Genomic DNA, 20,996 nt, shown 5'->3' with positions numbered 1-20,996 from the left:
GTTCTCCCAGCCGCGTGGGGGAGACCACAACGACTACGGTCAGCCGCCTCCGGACGACATGGGCGGTGGCCCTGGCGGCGGCAACGGCGACGACGACATCCCCTTCTAGGCCCGGCTGAAGCCAGCGGCGCCCTGGAAATGAAACCGGCCGCTCCCCGGAAGTCTCGGGGGCGGCCGGTGTGCTTCGTGCGCCTGGACTTCCAGGCCCGGGAGCGCCGGGCCCGGGCCGCGTCACGGAGGGGTGGCACCCACGGGGCTGAAGGCGGCGCCCGCGGTGTAGAGCGCGTAGATGACCGCCCAGCTCATCGCCGTCAGGACCAGGAAGAGGATGATGACCACCGGCTCGAACTTGCGCATGGAGCGCTCGCTGGAGAGCAGACCCCAGCCCATGGCGAAGCCCTGGAGGCCGTTGGCCAGGTGGTAGGAGGTGCCCAGGGTGCCCAGCAGGTAGACGACCAGGGTGGGCACGTGGTGGTGCATCTCCCGGGCGATGTCGTCGAACGCCTCCGGGTGGCCCAGCACCAGCCGCGGGTAGAGGAAGGCCAGCCAGATGTGGGCGCCCAGGAAGGCCAGCACGCCCACCGCGGTGATGCGCTGGAGGATGTACTTGAGGTTGCCGTAGTTGTTGTAGCGGGCGTTGTTCGGCCGGAAGCTGAACAGGCGCACCAGGCCCCAGCCGGTGTGCATCAGCAGCGGCAGCAGGACGATGATGAAGGTGAAGACCTGGGAGAACGGGTTGGCGTACGTCGTCACCGACTTCTGCCAGGCGTCCGCGCCGTTGAAGGCGGAGAGGTTGTCCCACAGGTGGTTGACGACCCAGATGGACAGGGGAACCACCGCGAGGAACGAGCCCAGGCGGGACTTGAGGAGCGGTGTCTTCGTTTCTACTGCGGCAGCGGCTTGGGTGCTCATCGAATCTCCAGCGGCGGTGCGCGGGCGTCTTGCCGCGTCCACGGTCGAGGGCAAGTGACAGTCGGACGGCGGTTTATAGCCGGTCCAGCGCCCGGGCTGGATTTCTTCCTCACCCCGGCATGCCAGCACACCCACACGGAGGCATAAGGCTGACCTTATGCGTCACCCCGGTCCCCACTGCTGCCCTCCTGCCGGGCGCAGGGGGTCCCGCCTTCTGTCGTTGGCGGGCAATGCGGGCTCGGGCACGCTAGTTGCCATCGATATGTCCGACGAGCTTCTCAGTGGAATGTTGAAGAACACGGACCTGCGCGTGGTGCTCGCCACCACGACGGAGCTGTCGCGCCAGGCGCGTGCCACCCATGGCACCGCGCCCGCCGCCGCCGTGCTCCTGTCGCAGGCCCTCACCGCCGCCGCCCTGATGGGGGCCCTGCAGAAGGGCGACGCCCGCATCAACATCCAGGTGGAGTGTGACGGCCCCCTGCGCGGCCTCTTCGTGGATGGGGACACGTCCGGGCTCGTCCGCGGATACGTGAAGAACACCTACGTGGAGTACTCCGGGAACGACGGGCAGTACCATTGGCGCCCCGTGCTGGGGAACAAGGGCTTCCTGTCCGTGCTGCGGGATTTGGGCGGCGGCGAGTACTACCGCTCCGCGGTGGAGCTGGAGGCCTTCGACCTGGCGGCCGACCTGGAGCGCTACTTCCGTCAGTCGGATCAGCTCCCGTCACATGTGCTGCTGGCGCAGCTGCCGGAAGGTGGGGCCACGGAGCCGCTGGGCCGCGTCGCCGGCCTGCTCGTCCAGCCGCTTCCCAGCGCGGACATGGAGGCCTTCGCGGCGCTGGGGGAGCGGCTGCGCCGTGACTTCGTGCCCTCGCTCCAGGCGCACGGCGAGGCGGGGGCAGCGGCCGTGCTGCGCGCGCTGCTGCCGGAGCCCGACTTCGAGGTCATGTCGCGTTACCCGCTGCGCTTCGGTTGTTCGTGCAGCAAGGACCGCGTGCTGCGCGCGCTCCTGGCCATGGGACGTGAGGAATTGACGGACCTTCTGGAGAAGGAAGGGCAGGCGGAGGCGACGTGCCAGTTCTGTACGACGCGCTATGTCATTCCTGGAGACGAAATCCGCGGCCTGTTGGAGCGCGGCGCCATTTGACTTGCACGAGGCGCGACGGTACTTGCCGCGCGCCATGAGCTACTTCACGCAGTTGCTTGAGGGCGGCTACGAAGCCGTCCACTTGTTGAGTGATTCGAAGTCGGGCCTGCGTGCCATTGTGGGCATGCACAACACGAAGCTCGGTCCGGGGTTGGGCGGCACTCGCGCGCTGTCCACCTATACCAGCGAGGAAGAGGCCGTCGCGGACGCGCTCCGGCTGGCGCGCGGAATGACATACAAGGCCGCGCTCGCGGGGGTCCCCCACGGCGGCGGCAAGGCGGTCATCATGCTGCCGCGCGGCAGCTTCGACCGTGCGAAGATTTTCGAGTCCTTCGGCCGCGCGGTGGAGTCCCTGGGCGGGCGCTACATCACCACCGAGGACAGCGGCACCAGCCCCGACGACATGGAGCACGTGCGCCGCCACACGAAGTATGTCGTTGGGCTGAAGGAGCGCAGCGGAGACCCGTCGCCGGTGACAGCATATGGCGTGGCGCGCGCCATGGAAGCCACGGCGAAGCACGTCTTCGGCAGCCCGGACCTGAAGGGCCTGCGCGTCTCCGTGCTGGGCGTGGGGCACGTGGGCATGTACCTGGTGAAGGAGCTGCACCAGCGCGGCGCCAAGGTGTGGGTGAGCGACATCAACCCCGCCAGCGTGCAGCAGGCGGTGACGCAGTACGGCGTCACTGCGGTGGACGCCGACGCACTCCATCGCATGGAGGCGGACATCTACGCCCCCTGTGCGCTGGGCGGCGCCATCAACGACACCACCCTGTCGCTGCTGAACGTGAAGGCGGTGTGCGGCGCGGCCAACAACCAGCTGCTCACGTCGCGTCACGGCGAGCAGTTGGCCCGGCGCGGCATCCTCTACGTGCCCGACTACGCGGCCAATGCCGGCGGCCTCATCAACGTGGCCCAGGAGTGGGCGGGGTATGACCGGGACAAGGCGTACGCCCGCGCCTCCCTCATCTTCGACACCATCGACACGGTGCTGACCCGCGCGAAGGAGTCCGGCCTGCGCCCCGAGCAGGTGGCGGACCGGATGGTCGAGGAGCGGCTGGCCGGCTGAGCGCTCGCGCACGCAGTGCGTGTGTTGCCGCGATACAAAGACGACGTCTGGGGTGTGGCCGGATGTGGCCACCGTGCGGCCCTCGGAGTATGACGGGGCCGCACACACCCCAGCCGGAGTTCAGCGCCGTGGCGACCAAGCGGCAGAGCAAGTCCACCGAGAAGGCCTCTTCGAAGAAGTCCCCTGCGGTCCAGGCGGAGAAGCTCGTCTCCATTCCCGCGGACGTCGTGTTGGCGCCGCAGGTGGAGGCCCCGCGCCAGCCGACGGGGAAGGACCAGTCCCGAAGCCGGTCCGCGTCCAGCGGCGTGAAGGAGCTGTCCTGGAAGGAGTTCGACCGCGCGGTCCAGCAGCTCGCGGGTTCCATTCAGGAGACCTTCGAACCCCAGGTGGTGGTCGGTGTGGCCCACGGCGGAGTCTTCGTGGGCGGCGCGCTTGCGGGGGCGCTCGGCTGTCCGTTCTTCCCCGTGCGCATCAGCCGCCGAAGCAGGGACCGGGGCAGCGCCGCGCCTCGCACGTCGAAAACGCCGCAGCTCGCCGGGGAGATGCCCGCGGAGCTGAAGGGCCGTCGCGTGTTGATTGTGGATGACGTGGCCTCCAGCGGTGACACGTTGGAGCTGGCCTCCGCCCTGGCGCGCGAGGCGGGCGCGAAGAAGGTGGCCACCGCGTGCCTCGTGACGAAGCCCGGTGGCTTCTCGCCGGACTACTCGGCGCTCTCCACCGCCTCGCTCATGGTCTTCCCCTGGGACTACGAGCCTTCCACCGGCGACGCGCGCTTCGACGAGGACCCGGACAAGGCTGGCGCATGAGCCTTGGCGCGGTGACGCCATGATTGTCGGGACGGCGGGCCACATCGACCATGGCAAGACGTCCCTGGTGAAGGTGCTCACCGGCATCGACACCGACCGGCTGAAGGAAGAGAAGCGCCGCGGCATCACCCTGGAGCTGGGCTTCGCCCACCTGACGCTGGATGACGGCGCCGTGGCCGGCGTGGTGGACGTTCCGGGCCACGAGCGCTTCGTGAAGGCCATGGCCGCTGGCTCCGGCGGCGTGGACCTGGTGGTGCTGGTGGTGGCCGCGGACGAGGGCGTGATGCCCCAGACGCGCGAGCACCTGGACATCTGCCGGCTGCTGGGCGTGAGGGCCGGCGTCATTGCCCTCACCAAGTCGGACACGCTGGCGGAGCTGGGCCCGGAGTGGCGCGCGCTGGTGGAGGCCGACCTGTCCGCGCTCACCGTGGGGACCTTCCTGGAGTCGGCGCCCGTGGTGGCCTGCTCCGCCAGAACGGGTGCGGGAGTGGACGCGCTGCGCGCCGCGCTCACCCGCGCCGCGGCGGCGCTGCCCGAGCGGCCTTCGGAGGGCCCCGCCTTCTTGCCGGTCGACCGCGTGTTCACCATCAAGGGCTTTGGCACGGTGGTGACGGGCACGCTGCTGTCGGGAGCGCTGGCGGTGGAGGACGCGGTGTCGCTCCTGCCTGGGCTGCCCGGTCCGCTGCGCGTGCGCGGGGTGCAGCGTCATGGCGACGCTGTGTCCGTCGTGGAGGCGGGACAGCGCGCGGCGGTGAACCTCACCGGCGTGGAGCCGGAGGCGTTGCGCCGGGGGATGGTGCTGGTGCGCGCGGGCGAGCTGCCGGAAACGCGCATGCTCGACGTCGAGTTGACGTTGCTGCCCGCGGCCCCGTCGCCGTTGCCTCGTCGCTCGAAGCTGCTGCTGCACCTGGGCACCGCGCAGGTGGAGGCCACGGTGGCGCTGTTGGATGTGGAGCGGCTGGAGCCCGGCGAGACGACGCTGGCGCAGCTGCGGCTGGGCGCCTCCGTGGGTGCGTTGGTGGGCCAGCGCTTCATCCTGCGCGGCGCGCGAGCCCTTCCGGGACGAGGCGCCACGGTGGCGGGAGGCCGCATCCTGTCCATCTCCCCGCCGAAGCGGCGCAGAGGCGGCGCGTCGGCGGTGGCGCCCCTGCTGGAGGCGGACCCGGCGGGGCAGGTGGCCTGGCTGCTGCGGCAGGCGGGCTATCGCGGGCTGACGCAGGCGGAGCTGTTCGGCCGCTCGGCGCTGGGGCCCCGGGTGCTCACGCGCGCGTTGGAGTTGCTGGGGGCGCGGGGCGGCGCGCTCCTCATCGACCGGGAGCGGCGGCTGTACCTCTCCGGCGAGGTCTTCGAGGCGTTGCAGGGCCGTGCCCTGGCGTTGCTGGCTACCTTCCATGAGCGCGAACCCCTTCGCGAAGGACTGTCACGCGAGGAGCTGCGGCAGCGGCTATCGTCCGCGCTGGACGCGCGGGCGTTCCAGCGGGTGTTGCAGTCCCTGGTGGAAGGAGGACGGGTGGAACTGGAGCGGGACGTGGTACGCCTCAAGGGGCGCGGCCGCACGCTGAGCCTGGGGGACACTGCCGCTCGGGCGCGGCTGGCGGCAGAGCTGTCCGCCGCGGCCCTGGCGCCTCCCTCGCTTCCCGAACTGGAGCAGAAGCTCCAGCTTCCCGCCTCCCGGCTGCGTGAGCTGTTGGGCGTCATGGTGGTGGAGGGCGCGGCGGTGCGCGTCTCGGAGGGCTTGTGGTTCGCGGCCGGGGCGCTGGCATCACTGCGCGAGCGCCTGGTTGCCCACCTGCGCGAGAAGAAGGAGATTACCACCCAGGACTTCAAGGAGATGGTGGGGCAAAGCCGCAAGTTCGTCATCCCCCTGTCCGAATACTTCGACCGGGAGAAGGTCACGCTCCGGGTAGGAGAGAAGCGGGTGCTGCGTCGCGGATGAGTACCAAGCGCTACAGCGAGGCAGAGCTTCGCGTCCTCGTCGACACCTTCCGCAACCCCATGCTGGCGGTGGTGGAGGGACGGGTGCTCGTGGCCAATGACGCCTATGTCGCGTTGCTCGGCCTGCAACGCGCCCAGGTAGAGGGCCGCTCCGTCATGGACTTCATCCAGCCGGAGGACCGCAGCCGCGTGGTCGAACGCTACTGGCGGGTGGAGGCCGGTGCGCCGCTCCATGAGGGCTCCCAGCTCTTCCAGGTCCCCTGCGCTGGTGGCGTGGCGCGTGAGGTGGCCGTCACCGCGTCCCGCTTCGCACTGGAGCGCGGGGGCGGGGGGCTGCTGCTCAACTGCGTGCCCATGGAGAACCGGCCGCCGGAGATGTCGGTGGCCGAGCGGCTGGTGGAGACCTCCGCGGGACTGGTGTCCGCGCACTCGGAGAACGCCGTCCGCCGCGTCGCCCTGAAGGGCCTGGAGGCCGCGGGCTTCCGGGCCCGGCTGTTGCGCTGGGACGGCGAGGGCCTGCTGGCTCGGGATGGGGAACCCCTGCCGGACGACGCGCGCCTGGGGCTGGAGTCGCTCGCGGATGGGCGCCCCGTCTTTGGTGGCTCGGACCAGGCCGCGCCCACCCACGTCTACCTGCCCGTGGGCGGCCCCCAGGCCGAGGTGCTGTGGGTGGAGGGCCACTGGGTGGCGCCGCACCATGGCTCGGTGTTGATGCTCTTCGCCAAGGTGGTGGGCGCCGCGTTGGCGGATGCGCGCGTGCAGGCGGAGAGCGCGCGCAGCCGCTGGGAGATGGAGGCGGTCGCGCAGATGGCGCGCTTCGTCGCGCAGCCGTCTCCGCCCACGCAGGAGGATTTCCTGGAGCGCGTCGCTTCACTGCTCCAGGCGGACGCCGCGGCCCTGCACCTCTCGACGCCTCCCGAAGCCACGCTGACGCTGTCCTCACACGTGGGCTTTCAGGACGCGGCGGACGCGCGCCGGCTCACAGGCGTGCTGTCGTGTGGCGCGGAGGGCGCGCTGTCCTCGTCCGCGGACGAGGCACCGCTGGTGGAGCAGTCCGGAGGGCGGTTGGGGGCGGGCGCTGCGGTGTGTCTGATTCGCGGCGGCGAGGTGTGCGGGATGCTCCAGGTGCTGCGCGCGCCGGGGAAGCCCTTCGACGAACGGGACCTGCGCCTGCTGGGCACGCTGTCGGAGTTGCTGGTGACGCTGCTGGAGCAGCGCCGGCTGCGGGCCGAGTCCTCGCGCCAGTTGGCCGAGACGCGCCTCCTGCTGGACCTGGCGCGCACCACGTCCGGCGTGCTGGAGACGTCGAGCATCCTGGACGTGGCCGCCGACTTCCTCGTCCGCCTGCTGGACGTGTCCAACTGCTACATCCTGCTGTACGACGAGGGCGCCCGGCTGCTGCGCGGCGCGGCGGCCTCCATCGCGCACCGCGACTACTTCCGCACGGTGGTGCTGCCCCTCCATGGAGACGGCCTGACGGCGCGCGTGGCGCGTGAGCGCAGGCCCATCGCGGTGGAGGACGTGGCCGCCGCGGACGGCGGCTTCAACCCGGAGCTCGCGCACCGCTTTGACGAGAAGGCGCTGCTGGCGCTGCCGCTCACCTCACGGGAGGAGCTCATCGGCGTGGTGGTGGTGGACGACACGCGGGGCCCGCGCGCCTTCGGTCCGGAGCTCATCGAGCTGGCGGAGGCCACGTGTGGCCAGTTGGCGTTGTCCATCGCCAACGCGCGCCTGTACGAGTCCCTGTGGGCCAGCTACGCGGAGCTGGCTGCCACTCGCGCGGAGATGGTGAAGCGCGAGCGGCTGGCCGCGCTGGGCGAGCTGTCCGCGATTGTCGCCCACGAGGTGCGCAACCCGCTGGGCGTCATCTTCAACGCGGTGGCCTCGCTGCGCCGGCTGTTGGTGCCGGGCGGGGACGCGGCCATGTTGCTCGACATCCTGGGGGAGGAGAGCGACCGGCTCAACCGCATCGTCGGTGACTTGCTGGACTACACGCGTCCCAGGGACCCGGTGCTCCAGCAGGAGGACCTGGGCCGCGTGCTCCAGGATTCACTGGAGGCCGCGCGGATGCAGGGTGGCGGCGCGGACCGCTCCATTCGCATCCAATCCGACGTGGAGCCCGGCCTGCCGCCGGTACCCATGGACCGGCGCCTCATCCGACAGGCGCTGGTCAACGTGGCGGTCAACGCCATCCAGTCCATGCCGCAGGGTGGACTCGTGCAGGTTCGCGCGCGCCGCGAAGCCCACGCGGGGCGCGAGCAACTGCGCATCGACGTGGTGGACCAGGGCCCGGGCATCCCCGCCGAGCTGCTCCACCGCGTCTTCGAACCGTTCTTCACCACCAAGGCCCAGGGCACCGGCCTGGGCCTGGCCGTCGTCAGGCGCATCCTCGAGGAGCACCGGGGCGAAATCGCCGTGGACAGTATCCCGGGGCGCGGTACCACCTTCACCTTCCGGCTGCCGTTCTCGCAGCCTCCGTCCTTCCCATGACCGACGCGAACACTCCGCCGACCCGAGGACGGCTCCTCGTCGTGGACGACCAGCGCAACATGCGCGCCACCACCGCCCTGTTGTTGCGGGCGGAGAACTACACCGTCTTCGAGGCCGCCACCGGCGAGGAAGCCCTGGCCCAGCTCGCCAGCGGCAGCATCGACCTGCTGCTGACAGACCTGAAGATGGAGCCCATGGACGGGCTCACGCTCCTGCGGCGCGCGCTGGAGGTGGCACCCCGGCTCCAGGTCATCATGATGACGGCCTTCGGCTCCATCGAGAGCGCCGTGGAGGCCATGCGCCTGGGGGCCTACGACTATGTCACCAAGCCCTTCAAGGAGAGCGAGCTGCGCTACCGCGTGGAGCGCGCCCTGGAGCGCGCGCGCCTGCTGCGCGACGTGGACAACCTCACCACCGACTTCAACCAGCGCCACGGCCTGTCCGCCCTGGTGGGGCGCAGCGCCGCCATGCGCGAGCTCACCACGCGGCTGATGCGCGTGGCGCAGAGCGACGCCACCGTCCTCATCCAGGGTGAGAGCGGCACAGGCAAGGAGCTGGTGGCTCGCGCGCTCCATGCGCACAGCCGCCGCAAGGCCCGCTCCTTCGTGCCCGTCAACTGCGCGGCCATCAGCGAGTCCCTGCTGGAGAGCGAGCTGTTCGGCCACGCCAAGGGCGCCTTCACCGGCGCGGTGAAGTCCCGCCGGGGCCTCTTCGAGGAGGCGGACGGCGGCACGCTCTTCATCGACGAGGTGACGGAGACCAGCCCCACCTTCCAGTCCAAGCTGCTGCGCGCGCTGCAAGAGGGCGAGGTCCGCCGCGTCGGTGAGTCCACCGCGCTGCGCGTGGACGTGCGCATCGTCGCCGCCACCAACCGGGACATCGAGCTGGAGGTGCGCGACAAGCGCTTCCGGCAGGACCTCTACTACCGCCTCAACGTGGTGGCCCTCCGCGTCCCGCCCCTGCGCGAGCGCCTGGAGGACGTGCCAGCGCTGGCGGAGCACTTCCTGGAGCGGGCCAATGCCCGCAGCCCCAATCCCAAGCGCCTCTCCGCCGCCGCGGTGTCTCACCTGATGAGCTACGGCTTCCCCGGCAACGTGCGCGAGCTGGAGAACCTGGTGGAGCAGGCCGCCGCGCTCGCGGAGGGCGATGAGCTGCTGCCCGAGGACTTCCCCGTGCGGCAGGGCCGCATGACGCCGGCACATGGCACCCCCAGCGTCGCCTTCCTGGACGGGCAGGGCGGGGCGCTCGGGCGCAACGCCAGCGCGGGGCCCACGCTGGCCCAGGTGGTGGAAGAGGCGGAGCGCCACGCCATCACCCAGGCCCTGGAGCGGCACGGGGTGGACCTGGCGCGCGTCGCGGATGAGCTCGGCGTCTCCTCCACCACGCTCTGGCGGAAGATGAAGCGGCTCAACCTCCGACCGCCCAGTGAGCTGGCCCGGGAATAGCCCTGGAGTAGGGGGAAGACTCACCCATGTAACTTTCCCGCGACCATGGATTCAGATCCGAAATGGACGGGTTCATAGGTGAAAAAGGTAAGTGGCTGAACTTGCTCATCTTTTTCACTTCTGAAACTCCATTGCAGTCATGAAATGGAGCGGCGGGGCACCAGCAGCGTCAGTTAGTCCTTCAAGTGCTTGAGAAAACTAGAGTTTCTCCCCGCGAGGCTGCTGGCACGGCGACTGCTATAGGAATGCGCGGGACACATCGAAGCGAGGCTGAAGGCGGTTCCCCCCCACCCCTTCAGCACTTCCGGTGAGTCACCTTGAGAAGACCCGCGGCCCGGCACCTCTTTGGGGTGTCGGGCCGCCTTCTTTTCCGCGTCTGTAGCTGCCTCGGCTCGCGACGAAAGGAAGCGCAGGTGGGGTCCTCTGAATCTCAGTGGGTGCTGCGTCCCGGTCGGCTGGAAGACCACGCTGTCTTCGCCCGGCTGTTTCTTGAACTCGGGGTGGATGAGCCCCCGCCGCCCGAGCCCGTGTGGGCGGCGGAAATCGCTCAGCGCTCCCTGTTCGCCGAAGGTCCCCAGGGTGTGGGCGCCTACACCGTGATGAACGTCCTGGGGGACTTCGGGTTCGTGAGGCAACTGGTGGTGGCGCCGTTCGCCCGGGGGCAGGGACTGGGGCGGAGGATGATGACGCACCTGGCCGGGCACTTTCGCGCACAAGGGTGCACCCGCTGGGTCCTCAACGTGAAGCGGGACAACACGCCCGCGCTCAAGCTCTACACTTCACTGGGAATGCGGCCGGCGCGCGAGGCCACCACGTTGCGGGTGACGCGGGCCCACCTGGCGGCGCTCCCCCTCGCGTCACCGGACGGGGCCGTGGTCCCGGTGTCGCTGGAGGACTGCGGCGCGCTGACGGAGTCCTTCGGGATGATTCCCGGCAAGCTGGCGGCCTCCGCGGCCAGTGACTCGCACCGGATGCTGGGGCTCATGGACCCCCAAGTCCCTGCACGCCGGTGGTTGGGGATGATGGACCTGCGCCCCGGTCCCAGCTTGTTTCCCTTCTTCGCGGTGTCTCCCGGGCATGCGCGGACACTGCTCGAAGCGGCCTTCGGCCAGTTGGAGGAGGGCGTGTCCGCGCTGAATGTCACGGTGGCGGATGACGCGCCCCTGGTGCACCTGCTCCGCGAAGCGGGAGCGCAGACGCGCCTCGAGACACTGGAGCTTCGCGGCCTGCTGGTGGACGCGGCGCCCTGATTCACGGGCGCTGAAAACACGACGCCCGCCCAGGCACGAAGCCGGGGCGGGCGGGGTGTGACAGCGGAGGCGGGAGGCTACTGGCCGAAGATGCTGCTGGCCTGCTCCAGCCAGCCCATGATGGGACCGGGGATGATGCCCAGAATCACGACCGCCGCGGTGGACAGCACCAGCGCCAGCTCGGTGGACCAGCTCTTCTCGAGCGCCTGCGCGCCCTCCGGCACCGGCCGCATGAACATGTAGACCACCACGCGCAGGTAGTAATAGATGCCCACCGCGCTGGAGAGCACGCCGACGATGGTGAGGCCGATGAGGCCCGCGTCCACGGCGGCCTGGAAGATGAGCAGCTTGCTCATGAAGCCGATGGTGGGCGGGATGCCACCCAGCGACAGCATGAAGGCCGCCATCGCGAAGGCCCAACCCGGCTTGCGCTGCGCCAGCCCGCTGAAGCGCTCCAGGTCCCAGGCAGTGCCCTTCTCCTCGTCCTCGCGACGCTCCAGGACGGAGACGATGGCGAAGGCGCCCACCGCGCTGAACGTGTACGCCAGCAGGTAGTAGAGGATGCCGCGCAGCGCCTCCGCGCGGGCCAGGTCCAGCGGGGTGCCGCCCGTCAGCGCGGACGCACCCAGCAGGCGGAACTGCTCGCCCGGGCCGGTGACGAAGAGGGCGGCCACGCCCACCAGCAGGTAGCCGGCGTGGGCAATGGACGAGTACGCCAGCATGCGCTTCACGTTGCGCTGCGGAATCGCCAGCAGGTTGCCCGCCACCATGGTGAGGAAGGCCAGCACGGAGAACAGGCTCAGCAGAATCTCCGGGTCCACGCCCTTGCCCACCATGAAGAACACGCGGACCATCGCCGCGAAGGCGGCCGCCTTCACGCCCACGCTCATCAGCGCGGTGACCGGCGTCGGCGCGCCCTCGTAGACGTCCGGCGTCCACATGTGGAACGGCACCGCGGCGACCTTGAAGGCGAAGCCCGTGATCACCAGGATGATGCCCGCGTACACCAGGCCCGGCTGCGACGACATGGCGGTGGACAGCGGACCAGCCATGGCCGTCAGGTGGGTGGTGCCGGTGGCGCCGTACAGCAGCGCCGCGCCGTAGAGCAGCACCGCGGACGAGAAGGCGCCCAGGATGAAGTACTTGAAGCCCGCCTCGCTCGGCCGCGTGCCACGCCGCAGGTACGACGTCAGCGCGTAGGTGGAGAGGGAGAGGACCTCGATGTTGACGAAGAGCGTGATGAGCTCGTTCGACATCGCCAGCAGGCTCATGCCCGCCGAGGCGAACAGCATCAGCGCGTAGAACTCACCGCGCTCCGCGCCGCGCTTGCGCAGGAAGCTCACCGAGCTCAGGGTCGCCAGCGCCAGGCCCACGCACACCACGAAGGTGAGGAAGCTGGAGAAGGGGTCCATCACGCCGAAGCCGAGCATCACCTCCTGGGGTGGCTCGAACATCGTCGTCAGCGCCGTGGCGCCGGCCGCCACCGCCGTCACCACGGTGAGCACCGCCTGGTACGCGCGCGACGCCGTCGTGGAGAGGAACACCTCCGACAGCAGCAGGATGGAGGCGCCCACCACCATGATGATGGCGGGCAGCAGCGGGAGGAAGTCTGCCAGGCTGAGATTGGGCAGGTTCATGTCGGAAGCTCAGGCGGCTACTGCCGCGGCGAGGGAACGGCCGGGGCGGCGGCCAACGGAACGGGCGCGGACGGCGCGGCGACGACCTGACGGGATGGCAGGGACATCACCTCGACCCGAAGTCGGTCCTCCTGCAACTCGGCCCCCGGCGTGCCCACGCGGGCGCGGGCCAGGAAGCGGTCCGTGGAAGGCGCCAGCCGGTCCAGGAAGGGCTGCGGCTGCAGACCCATCACAGCGACCAGGACGATGAAGGGGAGCACCGTGAGGCCCTCGCGCAGGTTCATGTCCGTCAGGTGCTGGTTCTCCCGGTGGGTGATGCCACCGAAGAACACCTTCTGCACCATCCACAGCATGTACGCGGCGCCCAGGATGACGCCCAGCGTGGCGAAGCCGCCGAACACCGCCGTCAGGTGCGGGTTGCCCGCGGCCTCGCCCAGGTCGCTCTTGAAGGTGCCCAGGAGGACCAGGAACTCACCGATGAAGCCGTTGGTGCCCGGCACGGCGATGGAGGAGAAGGTGATGATGACGAAGGCCGCGGTGAACACCGGCATCACCTTCGCGATGCCGCCGTAGTCCGCCATCAGGCGCGAGTGGCGCCGCTCGTACAGGTAGCCGAACAGGAGGAACAGCGCGCCCGTGGACACACCGTGGTTGAGCATCTGGTACGCGCTGCCCGTGGCGCCCTCGGCCGTAATCGCCAGGATGCCCAGCATGCAGTAGCCCAGGTGGCTGACCGACGAGTACGCGATGAGCTTTTTGATGTCCCGCTGCGCCAGGCACATCATCGCGCCGTACACGATGCCGATGATGGCCAGCGTGGCCAGGAAGGGCCGCGCCTGCTGCGTGGCCACCGGGAAGAAGGGAATCGCGTAGCGCCAGAAGCCGAAGGTCCCCATCTTCAGGGTGACGCCGGCCAGAATCATGGAGCCAGCCACCGGCGCCTGCACGTGCGCGTCCGGCAACCAGGTGTGCAGCGGCCACATGGGGACCTTGACGGCGAACGCGATGGCGAACGCCGCGAACAGCCACGGACCCCAGGTGTGCAGCGTGGCGGCCAGCCCGGTGAGCGAGTCACACGCGCCCGCGGGCCCCGCGGTGCATGCGCTGAGCTGACGGTTGGCGTCCAGCAGGCCGTTGTAGATGCTCGCGTAGTCGAACGAGCGGGCACCCACCGGCGCGCTGATGAAGTACACGGCGATGACGGCCACCAGCATCAGCAGCGAGCCGGCCAGCGTGTAGAGGAAGAACTTCACCGCCGCCATCTGGCGGTCCTCGGCGCCCCACACACCCACCAGGAGGTACATGGGGATGAGCATGGCCTCGAAGAAGATGTAGAAGAGCAGCACGTCCAGCGACACCAGCGCGCCCAGCATCGTCGTCTGGAGCACCAGCAGCGCCAGGTGGAACTCCTTGATGCGGAACTTGATGTACGTGGTGGACGCCAGCACCACCAGGGGCCCCAGGAAGACGGTGAGCAGCAGCAGGCTCACGGCCAGGCCGTCCACGCCAATGTGGTAGCTGGTGCCGAACAGGTCGAACCAACGCGCCCGGTACTCGAGCTGGAACTCCGGCCCGCCCGGCACATACGTCATGTAGGCCCAGACCCCGAACACCAGGTCCACCACCATGGCGATGAACGTGACGGTGCGAATCTGGCCGCTCTCGCCGGCCGGCAGCAGCGCCACCAGCGCCGCGAACACCAGCGGCAGGAAGACGACGAGGTTGAGCAGGTGGTTGTCGAAGAAGCTCATTGCATCACCTGGATGAGGGCGTAGGCCATCCCGCCCAGCAGGGCGATGGCCATCACAGCGGCATAGGCCTGGGCATCGCCCGACTGCACGTAGCGGAGCGCACTGCCCACGCGCGCCGTCACCCACGCCGTGCCGCGGACCGCCACGGTGTCGATGACGAGCGCGTCCACCACGCGGAAGAGGAGGAAGCTCATGAACTTCACGGGACGGATGACAATCAGCTCATAGAGCTCGTCCACGTAGAACTTGTTGAGCGCCAGGGGGCGCACCGCGCGGATGAAGGCGGGATCCGGCTGACCCACGCGCGAAGGGAAGTAGCGCAGGTAGAGGAAGGCCGCCGCGCCGCCACCCGCCAGGGCCACGGCCCAGGCCTTGAGGTAGTCCGGCACGAGCTGCGGGCGGCTGGTGTCCAGCGCCACCAGCGTGCTGGCGTCGGTGATGCGCTTGGTCGCGCTGAACACCGGGCTCAGGAAGTTGTCGAGCACCGGCTGCGCCGTCATGTTGAGGAAGTCGATGCCGAACGCGTACCGCGCGGCAACCACGCTCAGGACCGCCAGCACCACCAGCGGCAGGGTCATCTGCCAGGCGCTCTCATGGGCGTGGGCCACCCGGGCCTCCTTCGAGCGGGGACCCTCGAAGGTGAGCAGGTACACGCGCGTCATGTAGAACGCGGTGGACGCCGCGATGAGCAGGCCCAGGTAGTAGACGAGGCTGGACACCCACTCCAGGCCCTGCAGGTGGTTGTGGTGCACACCGTGCAGGATGGCGTCCTTCGAGAAGAAGCCGGACAGCGGGATGATGCCGGTGATGGCCAGGGTGGCGACCAGGAAGGTGGCCCAGGTCCAGGGCATCTCCTTGCGCAGGCCACCCAGCTTCTTGATGTCCGTCTCGTCGCCGTTGCCGTGCATCACGCTGCCGGCGCCGAGGAAGAGGCAGGCCTTGAAGAAGGCGTGCGTCATCAGGTGGAACACCGCCGCCCAGAAGATGCCCATGCCCACGCCCATGAACATGATGCCCAGCTGGGACACCGTGGAGTAGGCGAGCACCTTCTTGATGTCGTCCTGCGCGAAGGCGATGAGCGCCGCCAGCAGCGAGGTGAGCGCGCCGATGATGGCGATGGTCGCCATGGCGGTGGGGCTCAGCACCAGCAGCGCGGACATGCGGCTGAACAGGTAGACGCCGGCGGTCACCATCGTCGCGGCGTGGATGAGGGCGGAGACCGGCGTCGGGCCGGCCATGGCGTCCGGCAGCCAGACGTAGAGGGGAAGCTGCGCGCTCTTGCCCGCGGCGCCCAGGAGGAACAGCAGCATGGCCGCCGTCATCACGCCGCCGAAGGTGTAGCCCTCCAGCGGGCCCGCCTCGATGGGGGTGCTCAGGTCGACCTTGTCCGCGGAGCCGTTCACCAGGCCCTCGGCCATCTTCTCCAGGCCCTTGAACGTCACCGGGCCCTTCTGCTCCAGCGCGGCCGTGTAGTGCTGCGCGGTGGTGCCGGCGGTGTTGTAGTCCGCCGCGTTCGACTGCTGGGTGAAGGCGGAGACCAGCAGCACCAGCAGGAAGGTGCCGATGAGGAACGCGAAGTCACCGATGCGGTTGGTGACGAAGGCCTTGCGCCCGGCCCAGGCCTTGGCCGGGTCGTCGTACCAGAAGCCGATGAGCAGGTAGCTGGCCATGCCGACGCCCTCCCAGCCCACGAAGAGCAGGATCAGGTTGTCGGCCAGCACCAGCGTCAGCATCGCCGCGACGAACAGGTTCAGGTACGCGAAGAAACGCCAGTACGCGGCGTCGTGCTCCATGTAGCTGGTGGAGTACAGGTGGATGAGGAAGCCGACGCCGGTGATGATGAGCAGCAGGATGCCGGACAGATGGTCCACCATCAGCCCGAAGTTCACCCGGAAGTCGCCCACCGAGAACCAGGTGCCGTAGTCGTACGCGAGCGCGTAGCGCACGAAGTCCCGCTCGATGCCGAACGGGTTGGGGAAGATGGCCGCCAGCCGACCCGTCTCGGGGTTGTGGTGGCTGGTGGCCCAGAAGGCCAACAGGCTCAGGACGAAGGAGCCGGCCACCGCCGCGCAGGCGACGAGCTGGACGTTGGCCCGGCCCATCATCTTGCCGAACACACCGCAGATGAACGCGCCCAGCAGGGGCAGCGCGATGATGAGCCAGAGCGAGGGCGCCAGGATGTCTGGCGCCACGGGTGCCGCCCGGAAGAATTCGACGAGAGTCATGACAGTGGCTCCTGGGGGGGCATCAGTGCTTCATCGTCCGGAGGTCTTCCAGCAGGATGCTGCCCCGGCTTCGGAAGACGGCGATGACGATGGCCAGACCGATGGCGGCTTCCGCCGCCGCCACCGCGATGACGAAGAAGGCGGACACGTGGCCGAGGTCGTCACCGCGCATGCGCGCGAAGGCCACGAACGTGAGGTTGGCCGCGTTGAGCATCAGCTCCACGCTCATGAAGACGACCAGCGCGTTGCGGCGAACGAGCACGCCGAACATGCCCATGCAGAACAGGGCGGCGGCAAGCAGGAGATAATAGGTGATGGGAACCATGGGCCGATTCGGGGCCTCGCGAGCGGCTGCCTGCGCCGCCATCTAGCACAGAAAAGTTGTCCGGAATGGGCGATCAGATCCGCGACTTGGCCACGACGACTGCGCCCACCATGGCCACCAGCAGCAGCAAGCTCACAGCTTCGAAGGGAAACAGCCACTGGGTGAAGATGACCTGACCCATGGTGGCGATGGTGCCGAAGGAGGCCTGGGCTCCCGTGCTCAGCGTGGCCGGCTCGGCGGGCAGCTTCAGGAGGACGATGGCCAGGACCACGAACAGGCCCACCGTCGCCGCGCCGCCCGCGACGCGGGCCACCGTGGGCTTGCCGCGCGTGGACGACTCTCCCAGGTTGAGCAGCATGATGACGAACAGGAAGAGCACCATGATGGCGCCCGCGTACACGAGCACCTGCATGACGGCCACCGTGTGCGCCCACAGCAGCACGTAGATGCCGGCCATGAAGAAGAACGTGGACACCAGCGCCATGGCCGAATTGATGGGGCTGCGCGCGAAGATGACCGTTCCAGCCGACAGCAGCGTCAGGAGCGCGAACGCCCCGAAGAGGATGAGCTCGATGTTCAAGACCAGTCTCCGAACGAACCCCAGGGCTTGTCGCCGAACGGGCAGCGGTGCTCACGGATGTGAGCCTCGAACTCGTCCCGGAACCGCATGAGGAACGAGTGCGTGGGCAGCGCCGCCGCGTCGCCGAGCGCGCAGATGGTGTTGCCCAGGCCGATGGGCGGGTAGGGGGCGATCGACGACGCGACGTTGGACAGCATGTCGATGTCGCCCGGCTCGCCGCGGCCCTCTTCGATCTTGCGCAAGAGGCGCGTCTGCCAGGGCGTGCCTTCACGGCACGGCGTGCACTGGCCGCACGACTCTTCCGCGTAGAAGCGGGCCACGCGCCACAGGCTGCGCACCATGCAGGTGGCGTCGTCCATGACGATGACGCCGCCGGAGCCCGCCATGGTCTGCTTCACCTTGAGGGCCTCGAACTCCATGGCCACGTCCAGCTCGTCCGCGCCCAGCACCGGCGCCGAGGAGCCGCCCGGAATCACGGCCTTCACCTTCCGGCCCGCGGGCATGCCCCGGCCGTACTTGTCGTCGAAGATGAGCTCGGAGATGGTGGTGAACATCGACACTTCGTACACGCCCGGCCGGTTCACCGTGCCGGAGAGGCAGACGAGCCGCGTGCCGCCCGACTTGTCGGTGCCCAGCTTCGCGTAGGCCTCCGCGCCCTGCTGGAAGATGGCGGGCACGCTGGCAAGCGTCTCCACGTTGTTCACCACCGTGGGGCAGCCGAAGAGGCCCACCACCGCGGGGAAGGGCGGCTTCAGGCGGGGCCAGCCCTTCTTGCCTTCCAGGCTCTCCAGCAGCGCCGTCTCCTCGCCGCAGATGTACGCGCCCGCGCCGCGGACCAGGTAGCAGTTCAGCTCGTAGTCCTTGCCCAGGACCTTCTTGCCGAAGATGCCCGCCTTGTAGGCCTCGTCGATGGCCGCCTGCGCGCGCTCCGCCGGGAACTTGAACTCACCGCGCAGGTACACGTAGCAGGTGTGCACGCCCAGCGCGTAGGACGCGATGGCGATGCCTTCCAGCATCATGTGCGGGTCGTCTTCCAGGATGTAGCGGTCCTTGAAGGTGCCCGGCTCGGACTCGTCGCCGTTGACCGCCAGGTACTTGGGCTTGGGGCTGTCCTTGGGGACGAAGCTCCACTTGAGGCCCGTGGGGAAGCCGGCGCCACCGCGACCGCGGAGGTTCGACTTCTTCACCTCGTCGATGATGGCGGCGGGCTCCATCTGGAGCGCCTTCTTCAGCGCCTCGTAGCCCCCCCGCTTGCGGTAGCTGTCCAGGGTCCAGGACTGAGGCTTACCCCAGGCCGCCGAGATGATCGGTTCGATCGCCTTTGCCGTAGAGGCCATGTCGATGACGTCCTAAGCCTAAGAAGGGTGGGGGTTCAGCTCAACTTGGCGAGGATGGCATCCAGCTTCGCCTGGGTCAGGCTTTCGTGGTGATCCTCGTTGATCTGCAGGCAGGGCGCAGTACCGCACGAGGCCAGGCACTCGGTCTCTCGCAAGGTGAACTTCTCATTGGCTTCACCTGCCTTGAGGCCCAGCTTCTCCTCCAGGTAGGCGAGCATCTTCTCCGCGCCCCACAGCGAGCAGGACAGGTTCGTGCAGACGTCGATGACGTACTTGCCCGGCTTCTTGAGGTGGTACATCACGTAGAAGCTGGCCACTTCCATGGCCCGCTCGGGAGTGACCTCCAGATGCTTCGCCACCAGCCGCAACCCTTCCGGGGGCAGCCATCCCTTGATTTCCTGGAGCAGACGCAGCGCTGGGAGCATGCCCGCGCTTTTCCGATCCGGGGGGTAGTGGGAGATGATCTCCGCGATTCCCGCGTCGAACTTCTTCTGCTCTTCAGAGGTGAACAGGGGCTCCGCCATGGCGGGCCGGTACGTATTGCCCCAATGGCTACGTTGTCAACATAAACCCTCGAAGCTACACTGGGTTGCCATCAGCAAATTGCCGAGCGATTTCAAGCCCTTGTTATGAACCCGGGTCCAGAGGACAAGCGCCAGCACCCCCGCGTCCCGGCCGTGCTGAGAGTGGACTACACGGACGGGCGCCAGGCCCGCGACGTGACGGAGAACCTGTCCCACGAGGGCCTGTTCGTCCAGACGGACCAGGCCTTCGTCATGGGGGACGAGGTCCGGCTCGCACTTTCTTTCCCGGGACTGCTGGATCCGGTAGAAGTCAGCGGAACCGTGGCCTGGATGCGGCCAGCGGGCCCCGATCAGCCCGCGGGCGTCGGCGTTCGCGTGGAGCGCGAGCAGGACCGGCGGAAACTGGGTGACATCTTGAGTGCGGCAGGAGCAGACAGCCACGCGTCCCACGCAGAGCACGAGGGGTATCGTGTGCTCATCGTCGAGGACAACCCGCACATCATCGAGATGTACAGCTACGTGCTGAAGAAGCTGGCCAGCGGCGAGCTGCACGGAAAGGTCCCCCTGGAGGTCCACTTCGCGCCGGACGGGCACCACGCGCTGCTGATGCTGCGTGAGGACCGCTTCAATCTGGTGATGACGGACCTCTACATGCCGGTGATGGACGGCTTCGCCCTGGTGGAGCGGATGCGCGAGGAAGAAGCGCTGCGCACCATCCCCATCATCGCCATCTCCGCCGGCGGCAAGGAGGCGCAGGACCGCGCCATGCAGTTGGGCGTGGACATCTACCTGCGCAAGCCGGTGCGTTTCGTGGAAGTCCTGGAGACGGTGAAGCAGCTCTTGCGCATCAAGTAGGGGCGCGTTTTACCGCCAGTCATCCGTTGAGCCACGGCGTGGGGACGGCATAGAGTCGCTTCCCCATGCAGAAGCCCGCCCTCAATCGCGACACCGTCAGTGGCGAGGCGCTGTTCATCCTCCGGAACCTGAGGGAGAACGGCCGTCTTGGACGCTCGAACAAGCTGGCAGACGTGAAGGCCGCACTCGAGCCATCCGTGTCGCTCGAGTTCGACAACTACTTCTTCTTCCTGCGCAAGTTCCACTACATCGCCATGGACCGCGAGGCCCAGCTCAAGCTCACCGACCAGGGTGAGCAGGTGGCGGGTGGGGAGCTGAACGAGCGCTTCTCCCTGGAGGTCGGTGAGTTCTTCGCCGATCAGCTGGCCGCCGCCGCGGACGCGCCCCTGGAGGGGGCCGGTGGGGACGAGCCGCTGATGGTTCCTCCGCCCCCGCCGGAGCTGCTGCTGGATGAGGCCGAGGTCGACGGCGCGCCGCCCGTGCCCTCCGGCCCGCTCGCGCCGCCGCCCATGCCGCCGGTGCGCAGCTCGCGCTCGGCCATGCCGGCGCTGGACCTGGGCGTGCCGTCCGCGGCCATCCCCATGCCGCCGCCGTCAGCCCCGGCGCCCCGCGCGGAGGCCGCCGCCGAGCCCCGCCGTGAGGCCACCGTCATCGTCCAGGGGCCCTTCACCGCGTCGAACACCCCCGCGCCGTCCCCCACCCCTCCCGCGC

At 68.9% G+C, this 20,996-nt stretch carries 16 protein-coding genes and 1 pseudogene; 9 read left to right on the top strand and 8 right to left on the bottom strand.

Annotation, left to right across the window (positions count from 1 at the left end; genetic code table 11):
* Window positions 1-231: 231 nt before the first annotated feature.
* Complete coding sequence (locus FMP39_RS33555) at window positions 232-912, bottom strand: succinate dehydrogenase (protein WP_141594101.1); 681 nt, start codon at window positions 910-912, stop codon at window positions 232-234.
* A gap of 262 nt (window positions 913-1,174) precedes the next feature.
* Between FMP39_RS33555 and FMP39_RS33550 the strand changes: the two genes are divergently transcribed.
* From FMP39_RS33550 to FMP39_RS33520, 7 genes are all read left to right on the top strand, one after another.
* Window positions 1,175-2,059, top strand: a complete 885-nt coding sequence (locus tag FMP39_RS33550; protein ID WP_141594100.1) for an Hsp33 family molecular chaperone HslO — start codon at window positions 1,175-1,177, stop codon at window positions 2,057-2,059.
* A 34-nt stretch (window positions 2,060-2,093) separates the two neighbouring features.
* Window positions 2,094-3,125, top strand: coding sequence for a Glu/Leu/Phe/Val dehydrogenase dimerization domain-containing protein (locus FMP39_RS33545; RefSeq protein ID WP_141594099.1), 1,032 nt, complete (start codon window positions 2,094-2,096; stop codon window positions 3,123-3,125).
* Between the two features lie 62 nt (window positions 3,126-3,187).
* Entirely contained in the window at window positions 3,188-3,931 is a 744-nt protein-coding gene (locus tag FMP39_RS33540) for a phosphoribosyltransferase (RefSeq protein ID WP_141594098.1), read from the top strand.
* 19 nt (window positions 3,932-3,950) lie between these two features.
* Window positions 3,951-5,867, top strand: a complete 1,917-nt coding sequence (gene selB / locus FMP39_RS33535; RefSeq protein ID WP_141594097.1) for a selenocysteine-specific translation elongation factor — start codon at window positions 3,951-3,953, stop codon at window positions 5,865-5,867.
* The gene (locus FMP39_RS33530; RefSeq protein ID WP_141594096.1) at window positions 5,864-8,356 is read left to right on the top strand and encodes an ATP-binding protein; all 2,493 of its coding nucleotides are present in this window, start codon (window positions 5,864-5,866) and stop codon (window positions 8,354-8,356) included. Before selB ends, FMP39_RS33530 begins: the two co-directional genes overlap by 4 nt.
* Complete coding sequence (locus FMP39_RS33525; RefSeq protein WP_167371013.1) at window positions 8,353-9,801, top strand: sigma-54 dependent transcriptional regulator; 1,449 nt, start codon at window positions 8,353-8,355, stop codon at window positions 9,799-9,801. The genes FMP39_RS33530 and FMP39_RS33525 overlap by 4 nt, the downstream gene beginning before the upstream one ends.
* Window positions 9,802-10,238: 437 nt before the next feature.
* Complete coding sequence (locus FMP39_RS33520; protein ID WP_228558555.1) at window positions 10,239-11,051, top strand: N-acetyltransferase; 813 nt, start codon at window positions 10,239-10,241, stop codon at window positions 11,049-11,051.
* Between the two features lie 77 nt (window positions 11,052-11,128).
* On the opposite strand, the gene FMP39_RS33515 is transcribed toward FMP39_RS33520, so the two are convergent.
* From FMP39_RS33515 to nuoE, 7 genes are all read right to left on the bottom strand, one after another.
* On the bottom strand, window positions 11,129-12,688 hold the full coding sequence (locus tag FMP39_RS33515; RefSeq protein WP_141594094.1) for an NADH-quinone oxidoreductase subunit N: 1,560 nt from the start codon (window positions 12,686-12,688) through the stop codon (window positions 11,129-11,131).
* A gap of 17 nt (window positions 12,689-12,705) precedes the next feature.
* Window positions 12,706-14,439 (bottom strand): NuoM family protein, encoded by a 1,734-nt coding sequence (locus tag FMP39_RS33510; RefSeq protein WP_141594093.1) that lies wholly within the window; start codon window positions 14,437-14,439, stop codon window positions 12,706-12,708.
* Window positions 14,436-16,664 (bottom strand): NADH-quinone oxidoreductase subunit L, encoded by a 2,229-nt coding sequence (nuoL, locus tag FMP39_RS33505; protein ID WP_141594092.1) that lies wholly within the window; start codon window positions 16,662-16,664, stop codon window positions 14,436-14,438. The genes FMP39_RS33510 and nuoL overlap by 4 nt, the downstream gene beginning before the upstream one ends.
* Window positions 16,665-16,686: 22 nt before the next feature.
* A complete protein-coding gene (gene nuoK / locus FMP39_RS33500; protein WP_090485030.1) occupies window positions 16,687-16,989 on the bottom strand; it encodes an NADH-quinone oxidoreductase subunit NuoK in 303 nt (100 codons plus the stop codon).
* A 73-nt stretch (window positions 16,990-17,062) separates the two neighbouring features.
* On the bottom strand, window positions 17,063-17,569 hold the full coding sequence (locus FMP39_RS33495; RefSeq protein ID WP_141594091.1) for an NADH-quinone oxidoreductase subunit J: 507 nt from the start codon (window positions 17,567-17,569) through the stop codon (window positions 17,063-17,065).
* Window positions 17,566-18,906, bottom strand: a complete 1,341-nt coding sequence (gene nuoF, locus FMP39_RS33490; RefSeq protein ID WP_141594090.1) for an NADH-quinone oxidoreductase subunit NuoF — start codon at window positions 18,904-18,906, stop codon at window positions 17,566-17,568. Before nuoF ends, FMP39_RS33495 begins: the two co-directional genes overlap by 4 nt.
* 35 nt (window positions 18,907-18,941) lie before the next feature.
* Window positions 18,942-19,430, bottom strand: coding sequence for an NAD(P)H-dependent oxidoreductase subunit E (gene nuoE / locus FMP39_RS33485; protein ID WP_011551206.1), 489 nt, complete (start codon window positions 19,428-19,430; stop codon window positions 18,942-18,944).
* Window positions 19,431-19,535: 105 nt separating this feature from the next.
* On the opposite strand from nuoE, the gene FMP39_RS33480 reads away from it, so the two are divergent.
* Both FMP39_RS33480 and FMP39_RS33475 read left to right on the top strand, forming a co-directional pair.
* Window positions 19,536-20,285 (top strand): TIGR02266 family protein, encoded by a 750-nt coding sequence (locus tag FMP39_RS33480; protein WP_090485026.1) that lies wholly within the window; start codon window positions 19,536-19,538, stop codon window positions 20,283-20,285.
* A gap of 65 nt (window positions 20,286-20,350) precedes the next feature.
* Window positions 20,351-20,996, top strand: a pseudogene (locus FMP39_RS33475) (serine/threonine protein kinase); the annotation flags it as partial.

This window comes from Myxococcus sp. AB056, assembly GCF_006547365.1.
GTDB classification, from domain to species: Bacteria; Myxococcota; Myxococcia; order Myxococcales; family Myxococcaceae; genus Myxococcus; species Myxococcus virescens.
The sequence above is the reverse complement of the archived record's forward strand: the minus strand, read 5'-3'. Positions and strand labels throughout refer to the sequence as shown.